The following is a 21,980-nucleotide window of genomic DNA, read 5'->3' as shown; positions in this document are numbered from 1 at the left end:
TAAGCTACGCATCCCTTCAAACAAATTTGTCCAGTTAGGAAGGCGTCCGCTGGGACTCCAATTGGAGCTCCACCCCAAAGCAACGGGCACCGAACGGAGAAATGATCTCCTTATTCCGTACTTACCCCAAATGACAACAGTTCAAACAGAACCACTGCCCTCCGAAGCACGTGCACAGCATCATGATAGGCGCGCGTTCTGTCCCGGCGAAGTATTTCGACAGGAAACTTAGTACCTCTTCGCCGAAAAGGCTCCGAGTGCCTGGCTGATCTCCCGCGCAGTACCCGCAGCGGCCTCGCCGTACTCCTGATACTTGGCAGGCACGATCCTGCTTGAAGGCCCGGAGATGGAGATTGATCCTGCGGCCACGCCGCCTGGTCCCAGCAAAGGAACCCCGATTGAGGTGATTCCCGTACTGAGGCCCTGTTCATTGATGGAGTATCCGCGGGCGCGGGTTTCCCCGATCATGGCCCGGAGTTGGGCCGGGTCAACGACGGTTTGCGGTGTTAGGGCTTCAAGGGGTGTGGCCAGATATTCATCCACGATTGCGTCGTCAGCAGCTGACAAGTAGGCAATCCCGGTGGAGGACGCATGCATCGGCAGTCGGGATCCCAGCGGAAGGAAAGCCCGGAGGACGTGGGGCGTGTCGAGGCGTTCGATGATGAGCATGTATCCGCGGTCCGGGACTGCGAGGTGGACGGTCTCCGTGGTGTCCAACTGCAATGCGTTCAGAGGGCCCATGGCGGCGTCGCGGATGACGGAGCCGCTGCTGCCACGGCTTGCCACAGCAAAGGCATGGTTGGTCAGGACCCACTTTCCCGCCTGGGCTTCAGACTGTGCCACCCATCCCAATTCCGCCAGGGTCCTCAGCATACGAAGGACCGTAGCCTTCGGGACGTCCACCTCACGGCTCAGCTCCGATAGCCCTGCCGGCTGGTTGTCCGACACGGCTTCTAGAACCCGTATCGCCGTGACCACACTCTGGGTACTCATTCGCACTCCCCCTTGACCGCTCACTTTCTTATGCCCTACGGTACAGGCGATTTCCCAGAATGAACCATTGGTTCATCCAGTGAACCGACGATGTTTGATTGGAGAACGGCTCTTGGAACAACAAATAGCTGCCCTCGCCATCTTTGTGGGCGTCTTTGTCCTTGCAACCCTGCGCAAAGTGCACATTGGCGTGCTCATGTTCGCAGCGGCTGCCGGCGTTGGCGTTTGGATGGCAGGAATGACCATCGACAAGGTGGTGTCGGGCTTCCCCATCGGGATCCTCGTCCTGCTCGTAGGCGTCACGTATTTCTTCTCGATCGCCCAGGCCAACGGAACCATCGACCGCATCATCGAGATGGCCATCACCAAAGTAGGTGACCGCGCCTTCTTTCTCCCCATCGCATTTTTCGCGCTCACCATCGGCATCTCAGCTATGGGTTCCCCCTTGGCAGGCTTGGTCATGGCCCCCATCGGCATGCCGCTCGCCAAACGCTATGGCATCGACCGCATGCTGATGGGCATCGCCATTGGGTCCGGCCTGAGTGCAGGTGGCTTCGCCCCCACCAGCTTGTACGGCATTGTCACGTACGGCACAGCCCGGGCAGCGGGAATCGACCTTGATCCCCTGGTCCTCTTCAGCGTCGCCCTGGGAACCAATCTCCTGCTGCTGGCCGCCGCCTATGTGATGTTCGGCGGGTTCAAGCTGCTCAACAAGCGTACCGCTGATGGTTTCGGCACCCAGCTGCCGTCCTTCAGCGCAAACCGCCCGACGCCGTCGCACCCCTTTGAGCGCGAAGGCAACATTGCTCGCGGCAAGCAAGCAGCCGTTCAGGTCCTTGACCCGGCAGCCGCGCCTCAGGCAGCGGCGCCGGAGGTACCGACGTCGACCTCAAAGCTCAACCGCAACCAAATCATCACGGTGCTGTGCATGGCCGGCCTGGTTGTCACCGTCGTCCTCATGTCGGTCTTGGGCTCAAATCCGGACATCGGCGTTCTCTGCTTCGCGTTCGCATCAGTCCTCACCCTTTGCGATCCGCAATCCGGCAAATCTTCTGTCGCCAAAATCGACTGGTCCACCGTGTTGCTGGTGGGCGGGATCATCACGTTCGTCGGAGTGCTTCAGACCATGGGCGCCGTCGCAATGCTCGGCGAAGCAGCGGGCGCCGTCGGGACTCCCCTGCTGGCCGCGCTGGTGATCTGCGGGATCGGCGGGCTCATCTCCGCGTTCGCCTCCACCACCGGAATGCTCGCGGCGCTCGTGCCGCTGGCACTGCCGCTCGTGGCCTCGGGAGATATTGCCGGGTGGGCCGTCATCGCCGCACTGGGGGTGTGTTCCTCCATCGTTGACGTCTCGCCGTTCTCGACCGTCGGCGCCACCTTCGTGGCCACGGTCGATGCAGATGAGCGGCCCCGCATCACCAGGCTCCTCACCCGTTGGGGGCTGTCCATGGTGGTGGTCGGGCCCCTGCTGCTGGTCGGTGCGCTGGTGGTTCCGTCGAGTCTCTGACTTTCCTACCACTCAAGTTTTCCTACGCACGAAAGGTGCCCACCATGCTCAAACCACTCCGCGGAATCACCGTGGTCGATCTCAGCCGAGCCCTCGCGGGACCCTACTGCACTGCACTCCTGGCCGATATGGGTGCCCGGATCATCAAGGTAGAAAGCATCAACGGGGGCGATACTGCCCGCCAATGGCCGCCATTCCAGGATGGCCACAGCCTCTACTTTGATTCTGTGAACCGGAACAAATCCTCTGTATGTGTCGATTTCTACTCAGCCGAGGGACGCGACATCCTCTCCACGCTGATAGCGGATGCCGACGTCCTGGTGGAGAACTTCAAACCCGGCACCCTTGAGAAAATGGGGTTTCCCTCTTCACGATTGGAAGAACTCAATCCCGGACTGGTCGTCGGATCCGTCACCGGATTCGGCAACACTGGACCACTTAAGGACGACGCCGGACTGGATCAGGTCATCCAGGGAATGTCCGGACTGATGTCGGTCACGGGGTCCGGTGCCGGCGAAACATACAGGGTTGGGATACCGATCGTGGATATCACCTCGGGAATGGTGTGCGCGTTTGGGATCCTCGCAGCGCTGCTCGGAGCCCGGAATGGTGAGAACGCCAGCCGGGTGTCCACTTCACTTTTGGAGACGGCACTGAACCTGTCCGCTTTCCAAGGACAGAAAGCGCTCAGCCTCGGCGAAGCGCCTACGCCACAAGGGAACAACCACCCAGTCATCGCCCCCTACGGCAAGTTCGCCACCGCCACCGAACCCATCAACATCGCAGTGGGCAGCGACAAACAGTGGAAGGAATTCTGTGGCTTGTTAGGCATTCCCTTGGCCGTAGAGGATCCCCGCTTCATCACTGGGGCGGACCGCTCGGCCAACAGACAGCTGCTTACCGAACTCATCGAAGCTGCTTTGGTGGCCAAACCGGCGGCCGAATGGGTGCCCTTAATCAGCCAGGCAGGGATCCCGTCCGGCCCCATCTACGACTACGTACAGGCTCTGGCTTCCGAGCAGGTTGCCGCTCTGGGTCTTGTCCAGCACACCCAGCGGCTGGATGGCTCTGAGCTTCCACTCCTGCGCGGGCCACTTAGCTTGGACGGCGAGGCCAGCGAGATCGTGTCGCCCCCGCCGCTGCTCGGCGAACACACCACCGAAGTACTCATGGAACTGGGAATGACGCACGACGACGTCACCCGGCTTGAGCTCGAGGGTCGCGTTCTGTGCGGGCCTGCGTCGGTTTCGGCACAGATTGGAGTCCTGCGATGACCAGAGTTTCCGAGGCTTCGCGTGTTTCCCCTGTTTCTCATGAGGGCGTTGTGGGCGTTGCGGGCCTTGTGGGCGTTGTGGGCCGCATGGCGGTTTCGGTGGCTGATGGCATAGCGACCGTGGAAATCTGCAATCCGGCGCAGCGCAATGCCCTGACCAAGGCCATGTGCCTGGAAATCCAGGAGCTGATGCCCAGCCTCGACGCCGATCCCGATATTGCCGTGGTGGCTCTGCGCGGTGCGGGCGACACTTTTTGCGCAGGGGCTTCCATCAGCGAACTCTCGTCCGTGTTGTTGGATCCCCAGGCGGACGGTTCGGTGGTTGACCACCTCAGCCTGGCCGATAACGCCATTGCATCGCTTTCCAAGCCCACGGTGGCCTTGGTTGGTGGCGCCTGCATGGGCGGAGGGTGGCAAATCGCCTCGGCCTGCGACTTCATTATGGCCAATGAGCGCGCCGTCTTCGGACTGACCCCGGCCAAAATCGGCATCATCTACCCACGTCCAGGGATTGAACGGCTGGTCCGCCTGGTGGGGCACGCCAACGCCAAATATATCCTCCTTACTGGGCAAACATTTAGCGCAACGCAAGCCCAAGCGCTGGGTTTGGTGGCCGACGTCGTTCCTTCCGAATCCTTTGAGCAACAGTGTGAGGCGCTTCTTGGTTCCCTGCGGAGCCGCTCGCGTTTCTCCGTGCATTCCATGAAGCGGCTGGTGGACCTGGAAGCTGCGGACGCTTCGGATGCCGGGCACCCTGACATTGATCAGGAGTGGGCTGCCGCCTGGTCCGCGATGCCTGATAGTCCTGACATGGAGATCGGCATCAGCGCGTTCCTGAACCGCGAGCAACCCCGGTTTACGTGGCGGCCTCTTGGGTGAGCAGGGCTTGCCCGGGACGTGATCTATGCCTCGATCAGGGACAAGGCCGGCATTTCCTCCGTTGGAATTGAGACGACGGGAGGCCCCATGCTCATTGTTCTGACAGGAATAGACGGTTCAGGAAAGACGACGGCGGCCCGCGCCTTGGTGGATTCGGCCCGCGCCGAGGGGCGGAACGCGCTGCTCCTCAGCAACCACGCTGCACGGCGACGGATGTCGCTCATTTCGGAGCGATTCGGGTGGAAGTTGCCGACACGCGGTGCCGATTTTGTAGAGACGTGCGTCCGCGTGGGCAACGTCCTAGTTTCACATGCACGAGCCCGGAACTTCAGCGGCCTGGTGGTCATGGACAGGCATCTGTACTGCCAACTCGCACTGCGCCGCGCTGCTGGTTTGGGCCGGGGCCGGCTGCTCCCCTGGCTGGTGGAAAAGCTCCCCGATCCGGACCTCATAGTCCACCTGGACGTTGACCCACGCCGTGCTCATGGACGGGTCATGGCGCGGGGCACGGACCACGAAGAGCTAGCGGATCTGGAAGCTTTCCGGGCTGCGTACCGCTCGCTCCCGGAGTTCGCCGACTTCCTAGGGGTTGACGCCAACGGAACACCCGACGACGTGTTCGCCGAGCTGAACCGGGTGGTCTCGGCGAAGGAGCTCGTCCGCGTTTTAAACCCAACTGGCTGGCAGTAGTGGTTGTTCTGAACGCTGGGAGCAACCACTACTGCCAGCTACTTTTAGACGCGGTTTCGTCGCGGCTCCAGGAACAGCGCTCTATTCGCCTGAGCTTGGCGTTGGCCACTTCCAACGTCCATCCGGCGTAATCTCGTAGGACACTTGGCCGAACAGAAGGTCACTGGTGCCCGCAGGGTCGCCGCCGTGAGCCAGGTATTTCGCTTTGCTCTCCATGCCTCGTCGTTTGAGGAATCGCAAGAGCCACCACACTGACGCGGCCGCGCAGAGCAACGGAATAATGACCAGCGTCCATTGCCGCACACCAGCCCAGTGCAGGATGAACAAGGGGACAACATAACCAAGGGCCCCCAAGACCACCACCTGAAACCCGACCCAAAACCGAAGTTCACGATTCGACGGCCGGTTGTCGATGTCGTAGAGGTAGTCATCCAGTGATTTCACACTGTCTTTCCTATCAGATTGCATCGGCGCAAATGCGGGATGATGCGCGGATTTGAATTATCCCTTCCCGTCAGATGCAACTGGAGGGGAGGGACACTTCCGTTCCCTCCCCTCCAGCACCACGCTATTTTGCTTTGCGGCTAATTTGATGCTGCAGCCGCGTCCCTGCCTTTCAGGGCAAATACGGCGACCAGTCCGACAATCAGCGCGGCAAAGATGACATAGTACGCCGGTGAGATTGGGCTGCCGGTGGATCCGATGAGCCAGGTTGAGATGAAGGGCGCAGTTCCTCCGAAGCCGGCCACAGCGATGTTGTAGCTGACGCCGAGTCCTGTGTATCGGACGTCTATGGGGAACAGCCGGGTGGTGGTGGTGACCGCAGTTCCTCCAATCAGCGAGACAATTGCGGCAAACAAGACCTGTCCAAGTATCACGGCGCCCACCGTGCCGACCGCGATGAGCTGGAAGAGGGGTACGACGCAGACGATCATGAGTGCGGCGAAGGCGATGAGCAACTTCCTGCTGCCGACTTTGTCGGCGAGAATCGCAGCGAATGGAATCAGGATCATCAGGACCACCAGCTGCAAGGAGTTCCCGAGCAGGGCGTCCGTCAGACGTACCTGCGTTGTGGTCTTGATATAGGTCGGCAGGTAAGTAGAGAACATATAGATGCTTACCGAGTAGCCGATGGTAATTCCGATGGCGATGAGCCCTTCGGAGCGGTAGTTCCTGAACACCGAACCAAGTGGGGTCTTGTGGGGTTTCGGTTCTGACTGGGCTTTCCTGAATTCCGGAGTGTCCTCCAGTTTTGCCCGCAAGATAAGCCCCAGCACACCGATGACGCCGCCGAGGATGAAAGGAATCCTCCAAACCCAGTCACGGAGGGCCGCGTCCGAAGACAACAGGCCGCAGAGTGCTGCAGTCAGCGAGCCCACCAGGGTTCCCGCGGACGCGCTGACTTGAACCCAGCTGCCGTAAAGGAAACGACGACTGCGCGGCGCATATTCGACTGTGTAGACAGAGGAGCCGCTCCACTCCCCGCCGGCCGAGAAGGCCTGGACAAAACGAAACAGGACGAGCAAAGCGGGTGCTGCAAGGCCAATTGACGCATAACTGGGTGTTAGGCCGATGGCTACGGTTGCTGCGCCCATGAGTGCAACAGTGGCCAGGAGTACGTTCTTTCGCCCGTGCTTGTCTCCAAAATGACCGAAGAAAACGGCGCCGAGGGGGCGGATAAAGAACGATGCCGCGAAGACGGCAAAGGTCGACAGAAGGCCCGCCGTTGGGTCCTGATTTGGGAAGAAGTTCGCTGCGATGATTACGGCGAACAGTCCGTAGACAGCGAAGTCATACCATTCAACCATGTTGCCAATGGCGCCAGCGAGCACTGCCCGTCGCCTGATGGAGGTGGTAACGGTTTCGCTCACCACGGGAGTTGCTTTCGTTGTTTCATTCATTTTATTTTCCTACCTTTCTGGGCAGCCGGGTCAGGACAAGAGGTCTTCGTCGTAGGGGAAGTTTGTAAGCATTTCGTATCCGTTTTCCGTGACAAGTACGGTGTCTTCAATCTCGACGCCGCCTACTTCCGGCTGGTCAGGGGTGCAGGCGGCAGGCTCAATGTTGATGACCATTCCGGGCATCAACACGTCGTGCACTCCCGGTGCGATGACCGGCGCCCCGTGAAGGCCATAGCCGAGCTGGTGGCCGGAGGCCCAGGGCATGGTGTAGTCGCCGTATCCTTCTTGGATGAGGACATCGCGTGCGATCTTGTCGATGGAGGCACACGTGACTCCGGGCCGGATAGCCTGGATGGCTTCCTGTTGGGCGAGCCAGGCGGCCCGGTAGAGCCGCTTCTGGGCTCCGGAGGCTTTTCCGCGGACAGCTCCGCGTGCGAAATCTCCGGTGTACCCGCGGTAGACGCAACCAAGATCCACGATCACCATGTCGCCGTCGTTAATCCGTCGTTCGGTTGCGAGCCTTTCGAAGATGGCTGCGTTTGGTCCGGACGCCACGTTGGTAATGAAGGGCGTCATTTCCGATCCCGCGAGGCGCATTTCGTACTCAGCCGCGGCAGCAACATCAATTTCACGTGGCGCATCCGGCCGACGGATTGTTTCCAAGGCGACCCTCATTCCGTCCTGGGTGATGGCCAGCGCCTGCCTTAGGAGGGCGATTTCTTCGGGCTCCTTGATTTTGGTTGCGTCGGTCCAAAGACCCGATGCGTCCACGAACTCGGCCTTGGGAAGCCGGTTTTGGAGCTCTCGGTCCAGGTCATGGGTTAGGAAGTCAAAGCCAATCCGACCCTTCGTCAAGCCGTGTGCGCTGAGAAGATCTTCGACGGTTCCCGCCCATGTGCTCCGGCCGCCAAGTTGCACAACTTCGTCAGCCCTGGAGCGTGACATTGCCCGGGCGCGTTCGCCGCTGAGTGCGGTTCCGAGAATTACCGGGCCGTTGTTGATGAGCAGAGCCAGGTACTCGATCTCGATAAAGGGGCGGTACCCCTTTGCGTAGAACCCGGTTATCCACCTCACGGCGTCGTGCTTAATGAACAGGATTGCATCAAGCCCCCTCTCGTCCATAAGGGTTCGCATGCGCCGGACTTTGGTTTCCTGTAGCCCGTCACCGCCGTAAAAGAGGGGTGACTCCACGGATGTCTCAACCGTTTTCATATTCATGGCAACGTCCTAAGGGTCTGCAGATCGGATCCGGTGGGCACGCTTCCTGCAATCGGCAGCACGGCGTACGTCCAGTCACCGATCCTTGTGGCGGGAACCGTTCGCATTTCACCGATAAGACCGCCATGTGGGGCGCGGATTTCGTGAAGTTGCTCGCCAAAGGGATCGACAATCTCGCCCAGGATCTCTCCCGCCTCTACGGTCTGCCCCAGAGCCACACGGTGCAGAAGGAACCCGCCCGTTGGTGCCTGCAGGAACTCCCCCGTCTTCGCTGCGCGGACGATGATGTGATTCTCCGTGTAAGGGATCGTCCATTTTTCCGATTCCGGAACCATGCCAAGCCGCTGGGCAACACCGGCAAGCGTCATTCTGGCCTGTTCCGCCAGGTCCTCCCGCATGCGCCCTTCCGACCCGATTTCGACCAGAATGGACGGGACTCCGCTCTCGGCAGCGACCAATCGCAGAACGTTCTTGAACGGCACGGCCGCATACAAGGTTTCAATACCGGTTGATTGAGCCAGCTTGAAGGACTTCTCACCGATTTCCCCCGGGCTGTCATCGAAACCAACAAACGGCATGAGGCCAAGAGTCATTCCGCCGCTGTGCATGTCAAGCAGGTAGTCCGCTCCGGCCATGATGTGCGTGACAAGCGCGTCTGCAACGCGTTCAGTCAGGAAGCCATCAGGGTTACCGGGAAAACACCTGTTTAGATCCAGGTGGTCTACCGGGCTGTGGCGGGAGAAGCTTTCAAATGCCGCGGGGTTGGCCTGTGTGGTGGCGACAATAGCCCCGGAAAGCGTCGATGGATCAACATCGGACAGAAACCGTCGAAGACCTTCGCAGCAGTCATACTCGTCTCCGTGCACACCAGCGATCAGGGCCAGTCTCGGGCCTGGCTTGGCACCGTTAATCACTACCAGTGGGATGCCCAAGGGCGTCCCATCCGGCCTGGTGCCCAGCTTGAGCCAGCCCTTCTTTTTCACTCCTGGCTCCACTTCGAGCCCACCCACGGTCAAGTTTGGGTTTTCAGTCATCTGACAATGCCTCCTTGCGCAGTCATGACAAACCGCCTATTTGTACGTTCATTTACGGTACATGTATTGTTGCACGGTTGTCTAGAGGCCTAAAAGGTTCTCTCTTTTCGCGCACGGAACGTGAACGATGCCGACCGGAGTGCGCAGGGGCGGGGAGTGGCTGAAGTTGGTGGTATTCGCTATGGTGGTATTTGTACGTACAATCAAGCGAAGGCGGCCACTGTGACCACTTCCATCGAAACCCTCGACATGGAATCACTCCTCAGCGACATCCGGCGTGCCGGACCGTTGCCGGGTGAAAAGCGTTACGAGTGGCTCGGCAGGGCACTGCGGGAAGCCATCAAGATGAACGTCCTGCCTGATACCGCTATGCTGCCCACAGAGGCCCAACTGATGAAACAGTTCGGGCTAAGCCGCCAGACAGTCCGCAAGTCCTTGGAAGAGCTAGCAAGGGAACGACTGATCGTACGAATCGCAGGCAAAGGTACGTTCCTGGCACCCTCAGGTGGGACCGGACGGCAATTCACCTCGGCGCGGGACTTGCTCTCATCGGTCCATGATTCGCGCTACGAACTCGTCATCCCGCTCCATAAGCGCATTGACCTGGCTGCAGCAGGCAGGCTCCGCCTGCCGACGGACGACGTGGCCTGCGCTTCGTTCCGGCGCCTTAGCGACCAGGGCGCCTTTTGCTACACCTCGGTGTTTATGCCCCCTCACATCGGGGAAATGCTCCAGGATGTAAGCGAACTAAAGGAACCCGGGACCGCATCGTATAGGACTGTGGCCGAAATCCTGGATGAGCGCATCCCCGGAGGCATCGCAAGCGCAGAGCAGAGCATCACCGCATCGGGCTTGTCAGCAGAGGCAGCCACGAACCTTCAACGCGAAGAAGGAGAAACTTCGCTGCGCATCGACCTTGCCTACTACGACAATCAGCACGCCATGGTCGAGCTTCAGTCCAGCTATTTCCTCCCGGAGTCCTACTCGTACAGGTCCCATTGGCAGCGGCTTTCATAGGACCCCACACCGTGGACACGCGAAAGCTCAAGTACTTCCTCGCCGTCGTGGATCACGACGGTTTCAACCGCGCGGCCGAGCATCTTCTGATCGCCCAACCATCACTGTCCCAAACCATTGCGAGCCTTGAGAAAGAGCTCGGCGTTCCCCTGTTCCATCGGATTGGCAGGCGCGCAGTCCTGAGCGAAGCCGGCAAGGAACTCGTGGGCCCGGCTCGCCTGGTGATGAGGGATCTCGATGCGGCCCAATCTGCCGTCCAGTCTTTGAGGGGAATGCGCAGCGGCCGACTGGACATCATCACGATGCCCTCTCCCGGCATCGAACCTTTAACCTCCATGATCGCCGCTTTCACCAAGCTCCATCCGTGGGTCCGACTCAACGTGGGCGCCGCTTTCACGCCGGAAGAAGTGATCGAGTCCGTCCGCAGCGGCAGCAGCGAGATCGGCTTGGCGGGCTCGCCTACCAAAATCAAGGTGCCTGGCGTCGAAGTCCTGGAGCTTGAGCGCCAACCCCTGATCTTGATCGTCAACCCACAAGCGGACACGTTCGCGCCGAAGGACACAGCCATCCAACGCGAGGACCTCGGCAATCATCGCCTCATCGTCAGCCAGCGTGGGTCACTCATGCGCTGGATGGTGGACGACGCTTTGGCGCACGGCGTGGAAGTGGAGATCGTGGTGGAAGTCGCCCACAGGACGTCCATCCTTCCGTTGGTTCTGGCAGGGGTCGGTCACGCTGTGATGCCGTCGTCATGGGCACCCACGGCGCATAAGGCGGGCCTGAGGACGCTGTTGATCGAGCCAGTCAATTATCTGGATGTCGCTGTGCTGAGCCGGAAGGAAAATCTCACGCCTGCTGCCAGAGCGTTCTTGGACGTGGCAAGCAGTTACGGCGGAAACTGATAGGCACTACCTATCAGCCGTATCGAAACTAAGTCTTGGACGCCAATAGGCGCTGAACCGTCTACTTGAAGAGGAAGAACAGTGTGACCCTGCTAACAGGCCCACTGCTAATAACTCAACGAGGAGGTCCGCATGAGCGCCACCCAGAAATTCAGCATCGCATCGATTCCCGCAGATGGTGTGGGCAAGGAAGTCGTTTCCGCCGGACGCCGCGTGTTGGATGCTTTGGCTGAGAACTCCAACGGCAAGTTCGCCTTCGAATGGACCGAGTTCCCTTGGGGTTGCGGCTACTACAAGGAGACGGGGCAGATGATGGACCCCAAAGGCCTGGACGCCCTCAAGGATTTCGACGCCATCTACTTCGGAGCCGTCGGCTGGGAGAACGTCCCGGACCACATCAGCCTCTGGGGCCTGCGCCTGAACATCACGCAGAACTTCGACCAGTGGGCCAACATCCGCCCGGTCAAGTTCCTTCCAGGCATCCAGTCCCCGCTTCGCAAAGCGGACAACATCGAACTCGACTGGATCGTTGTCCGCGAAAACAGCGAAGGCGAATACGCCGGTCTTGGCGGCCGCAACCTGAGCGGCCGCGGTCCCGGCAACGAAGTCGCTTTGCAGACCGCGCTTTTCACGGAAAAGGGCTGCGAGCGCATCATGCGTTTCGCGTTCGACCTGGCCCGGACCCGCACGGTCAAGAAGGTTTCCTCCGTCACCAAGTCCAACGCCCAGCAGTACGGCATGGTCCTCTGGGACGAAACCTTCCAGCGCGTCGCCTTGGACTACCCTGACGTGCAGACAGAGAGCGTGTTGGTTGACGCCATGAGCGCCAAGTTCATTCTCAAGCCCGAGGACCTGTCCGTGGTAGTTGCCTCCAACCTGAACGCCGACATCCTCTCGGACCTCGGCTCCGCCCTCGCCGGCAGCTTGGGGCTTGCCGCGAGCGCAAACCTGAACCCGGAGCGCCGCTTCCCGTCCATGTTCGAGCCGGTTCACGGTTCCGCACCGGATATCGCCGGCCAAGGCATCAGCAACCCGATTGGTGCGATCGCCAGCGCGGCACTCATGCTGGACCACTTCGGCCTCCACGAGGAGGCCCGCCGCGTCGAAGCAGCGATCGAGCAGGCGACCGGTTCCGGCCACCTGACCCGCGACGTTGGCGGCGAGGCCACCACGGACGACGTCACCGAGGCCATCATCTCTGCCCTCACCCACACTCTCGCGGCGGTCTAACCCAACAGAGTAAACGTTCGACGGCGGTCAGCCGGCCGCCGTCGAACCTCCCCTTCAGCTTCTCCAGAGACATTCCACAACGAGGTAGGAATCATGGAACACATCACCGCCGGCGCATCGCCAGCAGATAAGAACATGCCACGCAAGACCCGCTGGTATCGGCAGTTGTACTTTTGGGTGCTCACCGCGATCTTGGTCGGCATCCTCCTGGGCTGGCTCGCTCCGACCGCGGGCATCGCCATGGAACCCATCGGCACCACTTTTGTGAACGCAATGAAGATGCTCATCGGCCCCATCGTGTTCCTAACCATCGTGGGTGGTATCGCCAGCGTGGCCGATCTCAAGAAGGTGGGAATGACTGGCCTGAAGGCCCTCACCTACTTCCAGATCGGCACCATCTGCGCCATGGTGTTCGGCTTGGTCGCCATCAATGTCTTCCGGCTTGGGGACGGGGTCAACGCTGATGCCAGCACAATCAAGACCTCCGAGTCCGCTGCGAAGTTGATCGATGCCGGGCAGCACCAGGAGTGGTGGCAGTTCATAACCCACATCATTCCCAACAGCATCGCGGGCCCGTTCGTTGAGGGCGACATCCTGCAGATCATCTTCATTGCTGTGGTGTTCGGCATCGCCCTGAACGCCATGGGCAAAGTTGGCGCACCGGTGCTGGACGGCGTCCAACGGCTGACCGGCGTGATGTTCAAGATCCTGGGCTTCATCATGAAGGCCGCTCCGCTGGGTGCTTTCGGTGCCATGGCCTTCGCGGTGGGCAAGTACGGTGTTTCGTCGCTGACCAGCATGGGTGGATTGATTGCCCTCTTCTACGGCACGTCCATCCTGTTCGTGATTGTGGTGCTCGGCTCCATCATGGCCATGCTGCGGTTGAACATCTTTACCATGATCCGGCACCTTAAAGAGGAGTACATGCTCATTCTGGGCACGTCCACGGCTGAACCTGCCCTGCCTGGCCTGATGCGCAAGCTGGAACATGCCGGCGTGAAAAAGGAGACGGTTGGCCTGGTGGTGCCTACCGGTTACAGCTTCAACCTGGACGGCGCCGCCATCTACCTTTCGCTCGCTGCCCTGTACATCGCACAGGCAACCAACACGGAGCTGACCATTGGCCAGCAGCTCGGCCTGCTCGCGGTGATGCTCCTGACGTCAAAGGGTGCAGCAGGCGTTGCCGGTGGCGGTTTCATTGCCCTCACTGCCACGCTCACTACGCTCGGCACCATCCCCGCGGCCGGAATCATGCTGATCTTCGGCATCGACAAGTTCATGTCGGAGTGCCGAGCCCTGGTGAACTTCACCGGCAACGCCGTGGCCACTCTGGTCATCGCCCGCTGGGACCGCACTCTGGACACCGACCGAGTCCGCCGCGTCTTTGCCGGCGAGACCGTGGAACCGATGCCCGTGGATGACACTCCGGCGATCCCTATGGAGGAGGAGACCGAGCCGGACGAGGCACCCAAACACTCAGCCGCCGTCGTGCCTTCTGGACCAGCTGCCTCCGTCGACCGTCGCCCCGCCTACTCGAAATCCCTCTGACATGAACAACTCCATCGCCCCGAAGACCGTGCTCATCGCCCCCGACAAGTTCAAAGGCAGTCTCACCGCCGGCGAGGTTGCGGAAGCCCTGGCTGCCGGACTCCGTGCCGCCAGTCCGGTCGGGGCGCTTGGCTGCGAACTCCTTCCACTCGCGGACGGAGGTGACGGCAGCGTCGATGCCGCCGTCGCATCCGGCTTCGGCCGCTACAACTGGACCGTCACCGGTCCCACGGGCCATCCCGTCCAGGCAAACATAGCGTTCGACGGCGCCACGGCAGTTGTGGAGGTCGCGAACACGTGCGGTTTGGCCGTCCTGCCTCAAGGTGACTTGGCGCCAATGGAGTCCTCAAGCCGCGGTTTCGGCGAAGCTGTGCTGTTTGCTTTGGGCCTCCGGCCGGTGCGTTTGGTGCTGGCGCTCGGCGGCAGTTCCAGCACCGATGGTGGAATGGGGATGCTCACCGCGTTGGGCCTCCGGTTCCTGGATGTGTCCGGTCTCTCGCTGCCAGGCAACGGGCGCTCGCTCTCTCAGGTGCACTCGGTGTCCGGCTCGTTGGTGCCGGAACTGGCGAACGTGGAACTCATCCTCGCGAGCGACGTCCACAACCCCCTGTGCGGTACCGACGGTGCACCCGCGGTTTTCGGGCCCCAGAAGGGCTGCTCCCCCGCCGATGTTTCAACGCTCGACGCCGGTCTGACGCACTTCGTTTCGGTGCTCGCTGACACGGGGTTTGCGGACACCGGGTTAGCTGAATCGCCAGGCGCAGGCAGTGCCGGCGGGATCGGCTTCGCCTGCTTGGCTTTGGGTGCGAAGCAAGTGTCAGGCGCCGACTACTTCCTGGACCTCTTGGACTTCGATGGCCGCAAGGAGAACTGCGATCTTGTGATCACCGGCGAGGGCAGCATCGACGAGCAGACCCTGGCCGGGAAGCTGCCAGCCGCCGTCGCCCGCCGTTCCGGCACCCGGCCCATCATCGCCGTCGCCGGCCGCTCGCTGCTGCCGCAGGAGCGGTGGGCCGAGATGTCTCTGTCCCGGGTGTATGCGCTGGCTGACTACACTTCGCTGGACTCCTCGAAAGACCCTTTGCTTTCAGCGGAGTTGCTTCACCAGATCGGCAGGGAAATCGGCGAAAGTGTGCTGGAGGCTGTGAGGGCCTGATTTGGGGCCCAGAGTCTCATTGCACAGTTTTGTCGCATGCCTCGGATACTGTGGGGCTCACTAATCGTTCCTGAGACCATGGGGGTCAAATTGGAGTTTGCAGAACGACTTGCGGCGCTGGCAGCAAAGGTGCGGCAGCAGCGGGGAGTCATTGAGACCGAAGAAGCCACGAAGAACGCCTTCGTAATGCCATTTATCTCCTCGATTTTGGGCTATGACGTTTTCAATCCGTTAGAAGTCGTTCCCGAGTTCACAGCAGATGTCGGTGTGAAGAAGGGCGAAAAGGTCGATTACGCCATCGTGAAAGATGGTGAGATCCAGATCTTGATTGAGTGTAAGAAGTCAATCGAACCAGTGAAGATCGAGCACGCATCACAACTCTTCCGCTATTTTGCGGTTACGAACGCAAGGATCGCGATCCTCACTAACGGTGAGATCTACCAGTTCTTCACTGACCTTGATGCGCCCAACCGCATGGACGCTAAACCCTTCCTGGTACTGGACCTGAACGACATTGATGAAACTCTGCTTCCCGAACTTCAGAAGTTATCGAAGGATGTGTTCGATCTTGACTCCATCATCAGCGCCGCCGAGGAATTGAAATACATCGGGGAACTGAAGAGAACACTCGCGGCACAATTCCGGGAACCAGAAGACGAGTGGGTCAAGTTCCTCACCGCTCGTGTCTACACAGGCCCCTACACGCAACGCGTCCGGGAGCAATTTACAAGTCTCGTTGCCAAAGCCTCTAAGCAATTCCTCAACGATCAGGTCAACGAACGGCTCAAGAAGGCCCTCGGTGCACAGGCATATACGGCTGGCGATGATGTCGCTGCGGCTGCCGTATCAAGCCAGCCGGTTGCAGAAGCTGACCTTGCAGAAGCCGACACAATAGAAACGACTCTTGAAGAAATTGAGGGCTACCAGATCGTCCGGGCCATTGTGTGTAGTGAAGTAAAACCGGCGCGCGTTGTCCAAAGAGACGCGAAGTCATATTTCGCCGTGCTGCTGGATGACAACAACCGCAAGCCCATCGCTCGACTGCATTTCAATCGAAGCCAGAAGTACATCGGTTTGTTCGACGCAAACAAAGAGGAAACCCGAGTGCCCATCAGATCACTGGAGGAAATCTACGAGCACACGGAAGCGCTTCGCGCCAGCGTAAAGAGCTACCTCTAACCCAGGCGGGATGCGGTGAAACGCATCCCGCACAGCGCTGGCTACCGGCCGACCCCGTAACTGCTGAGCGAAGCACGCGCTCCGCCCAGCAGTGACGGCATGGTCAGGCTCAGGGAGTTTCCACGTTATGCAGCAGCTTGCCTGCTTTGACGATCCTGGTGCTGATTTCGTTCGCGACTGCTTGGGCGTCGATGCTGATAACGCGCCGAACCCGGCCCTCGGAATCCGGGGTGAACGTGCTCAGGCCAGCCGAGTCGCCGTCGCACGTGATCGAGACCGTACCGGGTCCGGACACTTCGAAAAGTTCCGGTCGAAGCAGCGTCAGGACCGTGATGGGGTCGTGGGGAACATTCCATTCCTCGTTCCAGAACGCCCACCACTGCCGGATATCGGCGTCGAGCGCTTGCCCTAGCGGGCCGGCCGCAGCGATCAGCTCGAGCTGGTCCCGGCGCATCTCCACTTGGCGCGTTACTTCAAGGCCGGTGACGGTGATATTGAGGGCGGAAGCGAAAACGGTCCGCGCTGCTTGGTCATCACTGCGGAAGTTGTGCTCGGTTTCGCCCGTGCCGAACGCTCCGCCCATGATCCACAGATGCCGCACATTACGCTCGAACGTTGGATCAGTTTCAAGGGCCGCCGCGATGTTCGTCAGGGGTCCAATCGCAATCAGGTCGATCTGTCCGGGATTGTTGGCGACTTCGCGCACAAGATACGCCACGGCGTCCTCGGACTCGATGGTTTCCTGCGGGAGTCCGTCGTGCAAGGAACCTTCGTGACCGGGCCACCACACTTCACGGCCTGACTTCGGGCTGGCAATTCCCTGATACACGGCGATATCACGGCCCGACAGTTTGCCGAACCGCTTTGCGAGCCGAGCCCGCAGCAGAGTGTCCCCGTACACCGTGGTGACGCCAAGGAGTTCAGCCTCGGGTGAGCCAAAGATCAGGGCCAAAGCCAGTGCGTCGTCGACGTCGGATCCAATGTCGGTGTCAAGGATGATGCGGTGCTGAGCACCCATGGTTGTTCCTTCTGTAGTTTGCTTCGGACAGGGGTGTGCCGTGCCGAGGTGATTGATGGGGAGTTACTTGAGACCGGTGGTGGTCACGGACTGGATGAAGTAGCGCTGGAACCCAATGATGATGGCGAGCGGAATCACCGTAAGGACTATCGACCCAGCGAACATCACGCCGTAGTCCACGTTGAACTGACCTTGGAGATTGGACAGTGCGATAGGACCCAGGATGTGCTGCTCGTCCGTGCCATTGAGCAACGGCCAAACGTAGGACTGCCATTGGAACAGGAAGAGCGTCAGTCCAGCGCCAATGAGGGACGGAACGGACAGCGGCAGATAGATCCGCCGGAAGATGCCCCACCAGCCCAAACCGTCCAAGCGGCCTGCTTCCACCAGGTCCTTGGGAATGGCCAGGAAGAACGTGCGTAGAAGGAATATCGCCATGCCATTTCCCAAACCGGGAAGGATCAGCCCCGCATATGTATTCTGCAGGTTCCAGTCACGGAAGAGGTCCGCCAACGGGATGGCGATCGCGTCGAACGGGATCAGGAAGCTCACCACCACCACCACGAAGACAGCGCCGCTTCCACGAAATGGGATGGCGGCGAGGGCGAAAGCTGCCATGGAACAAATCACGAGCCCGATCACCACGGTGGCCGCGCTGACGAATATCGAGTTCAGCATGGCCAGGCCCAGGTTGCTGCGCAGCAGCTCGGCATAGTTGTCCAGGCTCGGAGTCATGGTGAAGAACGTTTCCCATTGCAACGGGTTCAGGTACCGGAAGGTATCGCCACCGGGTCGCAGCGAATTAACGAACGTCCACCAGAGCGGGATCAGGAACAACAGTCCAACACAGGCGCCCACGACGCTCAGCGCGATGTAGCCAAGGCTCCGGCGCCCTGATGCTTTGGCCGCGGCGACCGTACTCATGCCGCATCAGAGCTTCGAAGCAGCCGGAATTGCAAGGCGACGACGGCGAGGGTCAGTAACACGAGAATGATCACTTCCGCTTGGGCTTTACTTAGGTCCCCGAGGGTGTAAGCCCGGGTGTAGATGTCATACATGAGCAGGTTGCTGGAACCTGACGGACCGCCTTTGGTGAGTATTTGGACGGGCGCGAAGATCAGGAAGTTGGAAACGGTGTCGGCAACCAGGACGAAGGCAAGAGGTCGACGGACCAAGGGGAACGTGATGGACCAGAGCTTCCGCCAGGCCGAGGCTCCATCGATGGATGCGGCCTCGTAGAGCTCGTTGGGAACATCGTTGATACCGGCGATCAGGAACAGCATCCAATAGCCGACGCCGATCCAGCTCAGGAGCACCATGATGGAAGCGAGCGACTGCTGCGGCGAGGTCAGGAACGGCTGCGCCGGAAGTCCCAGAAGGTCAAGGAATGAATTACCCAGGCCGTCGGGCCGGTAGATGACGCTCCACACCACCGCCGAAACTGCAGGCGGGACTGCTATCGGAAGGACCACAAGGGAGCGCCAAACCTTTGCGCCGGCAGCCTTCCGGGTGTAGAGAACAGCAAGCAGGAACGACACAGCAATCTGGAGAGGGTTCACGATTGCCGAAAAGACCAGCGTCACCAGCAGGGCGTTGTTGAAGTCTGCATTGCCAAAGAGGTCCCCGTAGTTTTCAAAGCCCACAAACACTGTTCCACCACGCAGGAAGCTTTCACGGAACAGGCTCTCCCACAGGGCCACAGCCGCGGGTGCAAGACGAAGCACTATCAGGCTGATCAAAGCGGGAGCCAGGAACGCCGCCGCCACTGCCACCAACGATGCACGCCTCCTGCGACGAACCGGAGGCACCGCCACGGTTCGATGCTGCGTTGCACGTGGACGATTGGTTGTTTGCGAGGGGGACATGCCTAGAGCCGCTTCCAAGCGTCGGTGATCTGCTGGGATGCCTGCTTCAGTCGCTCGTTGACTGGAGTCCCGTTTCGGATATCAGCGAAGGCCTTGCCCATGATTTCTTCGAACTGGATATAGCCAACGCTGACCGGGCGCGGTTTTGCCGTCTGAGTGTTTTCGTGTTCGATCAACTTAGCCAGCCCCTTGCTGTGGTCACCGCCCAACGCTTCAAGCTTGGGCAGATACTGGGCCGTTGCAGCACCGTTGGCCGGGATGATGGTGGTCGATTCGGTGGTGGCCAGGTTTCCTGCCGGGTCCAGGGATGCAAACTCCAGGAACTTCTTTGCGGCCGCCTTGTTCTTGGATGCTGGATTGATGCCCCATGACCACGAGCCTGTTGGCGTTACCTGACTTCCGCCCTCGAAGTACGGCATGGGCGCCACTCCCCAATCGATGTCCGTCTTGGCGAACCCGCCAACATCCCAAGGGCCCCCAACAAAGTACGCCACATTGCCGGACGTGAAGACCGGGCTGGTCTGGAAACCGCCAACGCCCCGGGGAGAGAGTCCCGACGCGAACGTATCCGCATACCACTGCATGGCCTTTTCCCAGCCCGCGTTTTCGATGTCCGTGGTCAACATCTTGTCGCCAGTGATGCCTGAACCTCCGCCAGCGGACTCCGCCAGGGGCTGCAGCTGATAGTACGCCTCCACTTGTTCAAGGAGCAGGCCGTATTGCGTTCCCGCCGCCTGGACCTTCTTGGCGTCGGCAACAATCTGTTCCCACGTCATTCGCTGGGAGGGATCAACCGACGGGTGCTTCACGCCGGCCGCATCCAGGGCTGTCTTGTTGAAGAACAGCATTTGGGTGGAGTTCCAGATGGGCAGCGCCCAAAGCTTGTCTTCGTAAAGGTTGACACTGAACTGCGCGTCCGGAACGGCGGGTTTGGCGGGCTCCTTCAGACTGCTCAGGTCCTCAAGGAAACCTTGAGCAGCCAACTGTGACAGCCTCGGCTGATCGACTGTATAGACATCTATTGTGTCGTCCTTGGCTCCAAGCCGCTGCTGGAGCGTTGGGTTGAGTTGGTCGAACGGCACCTGCGAATACTTGATGGAAATGTCCGGATTCTTAGCTTGGAAAGCGGCAATGACTGGGGCGAAAGTGGCCGGATCTTCAGGACCAAGAAGATTTACTGTGCCAGTTCCGGAGCCTTCACTTCCTAGTGCAGAAGGCGAGTTCTGGGAGCTCGTGGAGCAGCCGGACAGGAAGATTGCTCCGGCCGCAAGCAGCGACGTGGCTGCAAGGAGATTGTGCTTCACGGGAAGCCTTTCTGGAGATTGAGTCGGATGCGAAACGAGCATCTAACCGGTTAGACTACGCGGAGGAAATAGCTTTGACAAGAGATTTCCGAAGTATTGAATCATCAGCCCCAGCAGTTATGATCAACAGATCTACCCGGTTAGACCGTTAGCACATCAGGAGAAGCCCATGCCGACAGCCAGAGACGTGGCAAAACTGGCAGGAACGTCAAACGCTGTTGTCAGTTACGTGTTCAACAACGGCCCCCGCGCAGTTTCCGCGGCTGCCCGTGAACGCGTGCTCAAGGCTGCCAAGGAACTGGACTACAAGCCAAACGCGTTGGCGCGTGCACTGAGCGCAGGCAAGACCAGGTCCATCGGCCTCATCGTCCCGGACATCGCCAACCCATTCTTTGCCGAACTGGCGAGGGCAGTAGAAGTTGCTGCCGCAGAACGCGGCCACCTGCTGTTGATTGGGGATTCCGCAACGGTGGAGGAGCAGGAACGCCGTCTCATGGAGTCGTTCATCGAAAGGAAGGCGGACTCCATCATCCTTGTTTCGCTACTCGACGAGCCTGATCTAAAACCGATAAACGCTGCGGGTCTACCTGTTGTTGCACTCCACCCACTGTCGGCTGGACAACATGCATCATCCCTGACCATCGACTACGAGCAAGCCGCCTATGTGGCCACGCGTCATTTGCTTGAAGAGGGCTACCAGAGCATCGGTCTGCTGAACGGGCCAGTCGACTCCGTGGGCACCAGGCAGCATGCCTCTGGTTTCGAGCGAGCCGTTTCCGGCACATCAGTGACTGTTTCCCGACGGGCGTCACCGATCTCCAGGGCTGGAGCCGCAGAGGTTGCCTTGGAGTGGCTCAGAACTTCCGATGCCCCACGGTCCATTTACGCGACAACGGATGAACAAGCCCACGGTGTTTTGTTCGCTGCCTACACACTTGGTCTCAATGTTCCGAACGAACTTGCCGTGATCGGCGTCGATGGGACTGCCGCCTCCGAATTCTCCGTGCCTCCTCTGTCCTCCATTCGGCAGCCAACGCAATCCATAGCGAACCGCGCTGTTGAGATCCTGGTCGACGGGAACGACGACGCCGACGGGAACAAAACAATCGTCAACGAACTCTTTGACTTCGAGCTGATCGTTCGCAAATCGTCCCGCGCCTGACAAGCTGGGCCGTTCAGAGGCTGAGCCCCCTGCCAGCTTTTGGCGGCGAAAACAACCCGTTGAATCTCCCCAATGTCCCGAAGTAGGGTGGCCGGACCGTCCAA

20 protein-coding genes are annotated in these 21,980 nt (G+C 60.0%); 11 read left to right on the top strand and 9 right to left on the bottom strand.

Annotation, left to right across the window (positions count from 1 at the left end; all coding sequences use genetic code 11):
- Positions 1-228: 228 nt before the first annotated feature.
- Complete coding sequence (locus AC1DCM_RS15775; RefSeq protein WP_442016132.1) at positions 229-993, bottom strand: IclR family transcriptional regulator; 765 nt, start codon at positions 991-993, stop codon at positions 229-231.
- Between the two features lie 112 nt (positions 994-1,105).
- Between AC1DCM_RS15775 and AC1DCM_RS15770 the strand changes: the two genes are divergently transcribed.
- From AC1DCM_RS15770 to AC1DCM_RS15755, 4 genes are all read left to right on the top strand, one after another.
- Positions 1,106-2,500: an SLC13 family permease gene (locus AC1DCM_RS15770; RefSeq protein ID WP_442016131.1), complete on the top strand. Its 1,395-nt coding sequence runs from the start codon at positions 1,106-1,108 to the stop codon at positions 2,498-2,500.
- Between the two features lie 44 nt (positions 2,501-2,544).
- A complete protein-coding gene (locus AC1DCM_RS15765) occupies positions 2,545-3,774 on the top strand; it encodes a CaiB/BaiF CoA transferase family protein (RefSeq protein ID WP_477518941.1) in 1,230 nt (409 codons plus the stop codon).
- Positions 3,771-4,652: an enoyl-CoA hydratase/isomerase family protein gene (locus AC1DCM_RS15760; RefSeq protein ID WP_477518940.1), complete on the top strand. Its 882-nt coding sequence runs from the start codon at positions 3,771-3,773 to the stop codon at positions 4,650-4,652. The genes AC1DCM_RS15765 and AC1DCM_RS15760 overlap by 4 nt, the downstream gene beginning before the upstream one ends.
- 87 nt (positions 4,653-4,739) lie before the next feature.
- Positions 4,740-5,342 carry a nucleoside/nucleotide kinase family protein gene (locus AC1DCM_RS15755; RefSeq protein WP_477518939.1) on the top strand — a complete coding sequence of 201 codons (603 nt, stop codon included), beginning with the start codon at positions 4,740-4,742 and terminating at the stop codon, positions 5,340-5,342.
- A gap of 81 nt (positions 5,343-5,423) precedes the next feature.
- On the opposite strand, the gene AC1DCM_RS15750 is transcribed toward AC1DCM_RS15755, so the two are convergent.
- The 4 genes from AC1DCM_RS15750 to AC1DCM_RS15735 all read right to left on the bottom strand — a co-directional run bounded on the left by AC1DCM_RS15750 (position 5,424) and on the right by AC1DCM_RS15735 (position 9,495).
- Positions 5,424-5,786, bottom strand: coding sequence for a hypothetical protein (locus tag AC1DCM_RS15750; protein ID WP_477518938.1), 363 nt, complete (start codon positions 5,784-5,786; stop codon positions 5,424-5,426).
- Positions 5,787-5,926: 140 nt separating this feature from the next.
- Positions 5,927-7,243: an MFS transporter gene (locus AC1DCM_RS15745; protein ID WP_477518937.1), complete on the bottom strand. Its 1,317-nt coding sequence runs from the start codon at positions 7,241-7,243 to the stop codon at positions 5,927-5,929.
- A gap of 30 nt (positions 7,244-7,273) precedes the next feature.
- A complete protein-coding gene (locus AC1DCM_RS15740) occupies positions 7,274-8,461 on the bottom strand; it encodes a M24 family metallopeptidase (RefSeq protein ID WP_477518936.1) in 1,188 nt (395 codons plus the stop codon).
- On the bottom strand, positions 8,458-9,495 hold the full coding sequence (locus tag AC1DCM_RS15735; RefSeq protein ID WP_477518935.1) for a succinylglutamate desuccinylase/aspartoacylase family protein: 1,038 nt from the start codon (positions 9,493-9,495) through the stop codon (positions 8,458-8,460). Before AC1DCM_RS15735 ends, AC1DCM_RS15740 begins: the two co-directional genes overlap by 4 nt.
- Positions 9,496-9,717: 222 nt before the next feature.
- Here AC1DCM_RS15735 and AC1DCM_RS15730 point away from each other — a divergent pair, with 222 nt between their 5' ends.
- The 6 genes from AC1DCM_RS15730 (at position 9,718) to AC1DCM_RS15705 (ending at position 16,527) form a co-directional block, all read left to right on the top strand.
- Entirely contained in the window at positions 9,718-10,512 is a 795-nt protein-coding gene (locus tag AC1DCM_RS15730; protein WP_477518934.1) for a GntR family transcriptional regulator, read from the top strand.
- Positions 10,513-10,523: 11 nt separating this feature from the next.
- Positions 10,524-11,414, top strand: a complete 891-nt coding sequence (locus AC1DCM_RS15725) for a LysR family transcriptional regulator (protein WP_477518933.1) — start codon at positions 10,524-10,526, stop codon at positions 11,412-11,414.
- A 132-nt stretch (positions 11,415-11,546) separates the two neighbouring features.
- Positions 11,547-12,644, top strand: coding sequence for a tartrate dehydrogenase (locus tag AC1DCM_RS15720; protein WP_477518932.1), 1,098 nt, complete (start codon positions 11,547-11,549; stop codon positions 12,642-12,644).
- A gap of 93 nt (positions 12,645-12,737) precedes the next feature.
- Positions 12,738-14,192 carry a C4-dicarboxylate transporter DctA gene (dctA, locus tag AC1DCM_RS15715; protein ID WP_477518931.1) on the top strand — a complete coding sequence of 485 codons (1,455 nt, stop codon included), beginning with the start codon at positions 12,738-12,740 and terminating at the stop codon, positions 14,190-14,192.
- A gap of 1 nt (position 14,193) precedes the next feature.
- Complete coding sequence (locus tag AC1DCM_RS15710; RefSeq protein ID WP_477518930.1) at positions 14,194-15,348, top strand: glycerate kinase; 1,155 nt, start codon at positions 14,194-14,196, stop codon at positions 15,346-15,348.
- Positions 15,349-15,438: 90 nt separating this feature from the next.
- Entirely contained in the window at positions 15,439-16,527 is a 1,089-nt protein-coding gene (locus AC1DCM_RS15705; protein WP_477518929.1) for a type I restriction endonuclease, read from the top strand.
- A 109-nt stretch (positions 16,528-16,636) separates the two neighbouring features.
- On the opposite strand, the gene AC1DCM_RS15700 is transcribed toward AC1DCM_RS15705, so the two are convergent.
- The 4 genes from AC1DCM_RS15700 to AC1DCM_RS15685 form a co-directional block, all read right to left on the bottom strand.
- Complete coding sequence (locus AC1DCM_RS15700; RefSeq protein ID WP_477518928.1) at positions 16,637-17,545, bottom strand: nucleoside hydrolase; 909 nt, start codon at positions 17,543-17,545, stop codon at positions 16,637-16,639.
- A 63-nt stretch (positions 17,546-17,608) separates the two neighbouring features.
- The gene (locus AC1DCM_RS15695) at positions 17,609-18,469 is read right to left on the bottom strand and encodes a carbohydrate ABC transporter permease (RefSeq protein ID WP_477518927.1); all 861 of its coding nucleotides are present in this window, start codon (positions 18,467-18,469) and stop codon (positions 17,609-17,611) included.
- Positions 18,466-19,359, bottom strand: a complete 894-nt coding sequence (locus AC1DCM_RS15690) for a carbohydrate ABC transporter permease (protein ID WP_477518926.1) — start codon at positions 19,357-19,359, stop codon at positions 18,466-18,468. Before AC1DCM_RS15690 ends, AC1DCM_RS15695 begins: the two co-directional genes overlap by 4 nt.
- A 53-nt stretch (positions 19,360-19,412) precedes the next feature.
- Positions 19,413-20,714 carry a sugar ABC transporter substrate-binding protein gene (locus AC1DCM_RS15685; RefSeq protein ID WP_477518925.1) on the bottom strand — a complete coding sequence of 434 codons (1,302 nt, stop codon included), beginning with the start codon at positions 20,712-20,714 and terminating at the stop codon, positions 19,413-19,415.
- A 169-nt stretch (positions 20,715-20,883) separates the two neighbouring features.
- On the opposite strand from AC1DCM_RS15685, the gene AC1DCM_RS15680 reads away from it, so the two are divergent.
- Positions 20,884-21,876, top strand: coding sequence for a LacI family DNA-binding transcriptional regulator (locus tag AC1DCM_RS15680; RefSeq protein WP_477518924.1), 993 nt, complete (start codon positions 20,884-20,886; stop codon positions 21,874-21,876).
- The last annotated feature ends 104 nt before the right edge of the window (positions 21,877-21,980 follow it).

The organism is Paenarthrobacter sp. 10N417 (genome assembly GCF_056394745.1).
This window is presented reverse-complemented; position numbering and strand designations above follow the sequence as displayed.

What these genes read in the sequence shown, in the direction of transcription:
- AC1DCM_RS15735 (WP_477518935.1), bottom strand. Translation starts at nt 9,495, where the DNA reads ATGACTGAAAACCCAAACTTGACCGTGGGTGGGCTCGAAGTGGAGCCA.
- AC1DCM_RS15680 (WP_477518924.1), top strand. Translation starts at nt 20,884, where the DNA reads ATGCCGACAGCCAGAGACGTGGCAAAACTGGCAGGAACGTCAAACGCT.
- dctA (WP_477518931.1), top strand. Translation starts at nt 12,738, where the DNA reads ATGGAACACATCACCGCCGGCGCATCGCCAGCAGATAAGAACATGCCA.
- AC1DCM_RS15775 (WP_442016132.1), bottom strand. Translation starts at nt 993, where the DNA reads ATGAGTACCCAGAGTGTGGTCACGGCGATACGGGTTCTAGAAGCCGTG.
- AC1DCM_RS15720 (WP_477518932.1), top strand. Translation starts at nt 11,547, where the DNA reads ATGAGCGCCACCCAGAAATTCAGCATCGCATCGATTCCCGCAGATGGT.
- AC1DCM_RS15700 (WP_477518928.1), bottom strand. Translation starts at nt 17,545, where the DNA reads ATGGGTGCTCAGCACCGCATCATCCTTGACACCGACATTGGATCCGAC.
- AC1DCM_RS15695 (WP_477518927.1), bottom strand. Translation starts at nt 18,469, where the DNA reads ATGAGTACGGTCGCCGCGGCCAAAGCATCAGGGCGCCGGAGCCTTGGC.
- AC1DCM_RS15755 (WP_477518939.1), top strand. Translation starts at nt 4,740, where the DNA reads ATGCTCATTGTTCTGACAGGAATAGACGGTTCAGGAAAGACGACGGCG.
- AC1DCM_RS15760 (WP_477518940.1), top strand. Translation starts at nt 3,771, where the DNA reads ATGACCAGAGTTTCCGAGGCTTCGCGTGTTTCCCCTGTTTCTCATGAG.
- AC1DCM_RS15765 (WP_477518941.1), top strand. Translation starts at nt 2,545, where the DNA reads ATGCTCAAACCACTCCGCGGAATCACCGTGGTCGATCTCAGCCGAGCC.
- AC1DCM_RS15745 (WP_477518937.1), bottom strand. Translation starts at nt 7,243, where the DNA reads ATGAATGAAACAACGAAAGCAACTCCCGTGGTGAGCGAAACCGTTACC.
- AC1DCM_RS15740 (WP_477518936.1), bottom strand. Translation starts at nt 8,461, where the DNA reads ATGAATATGAAAACGGTTGAGACATCCGTGGAGTCACCCCTCTTTTAC.
- AC1DCM_RS15710 (WP_477518930.1), top strand. Translation starts at nt 14,194, where the DNA reads ATGAACAACTCCATCGCCCCGAAGACCGTGCTCATCGCCCCCGACAAG.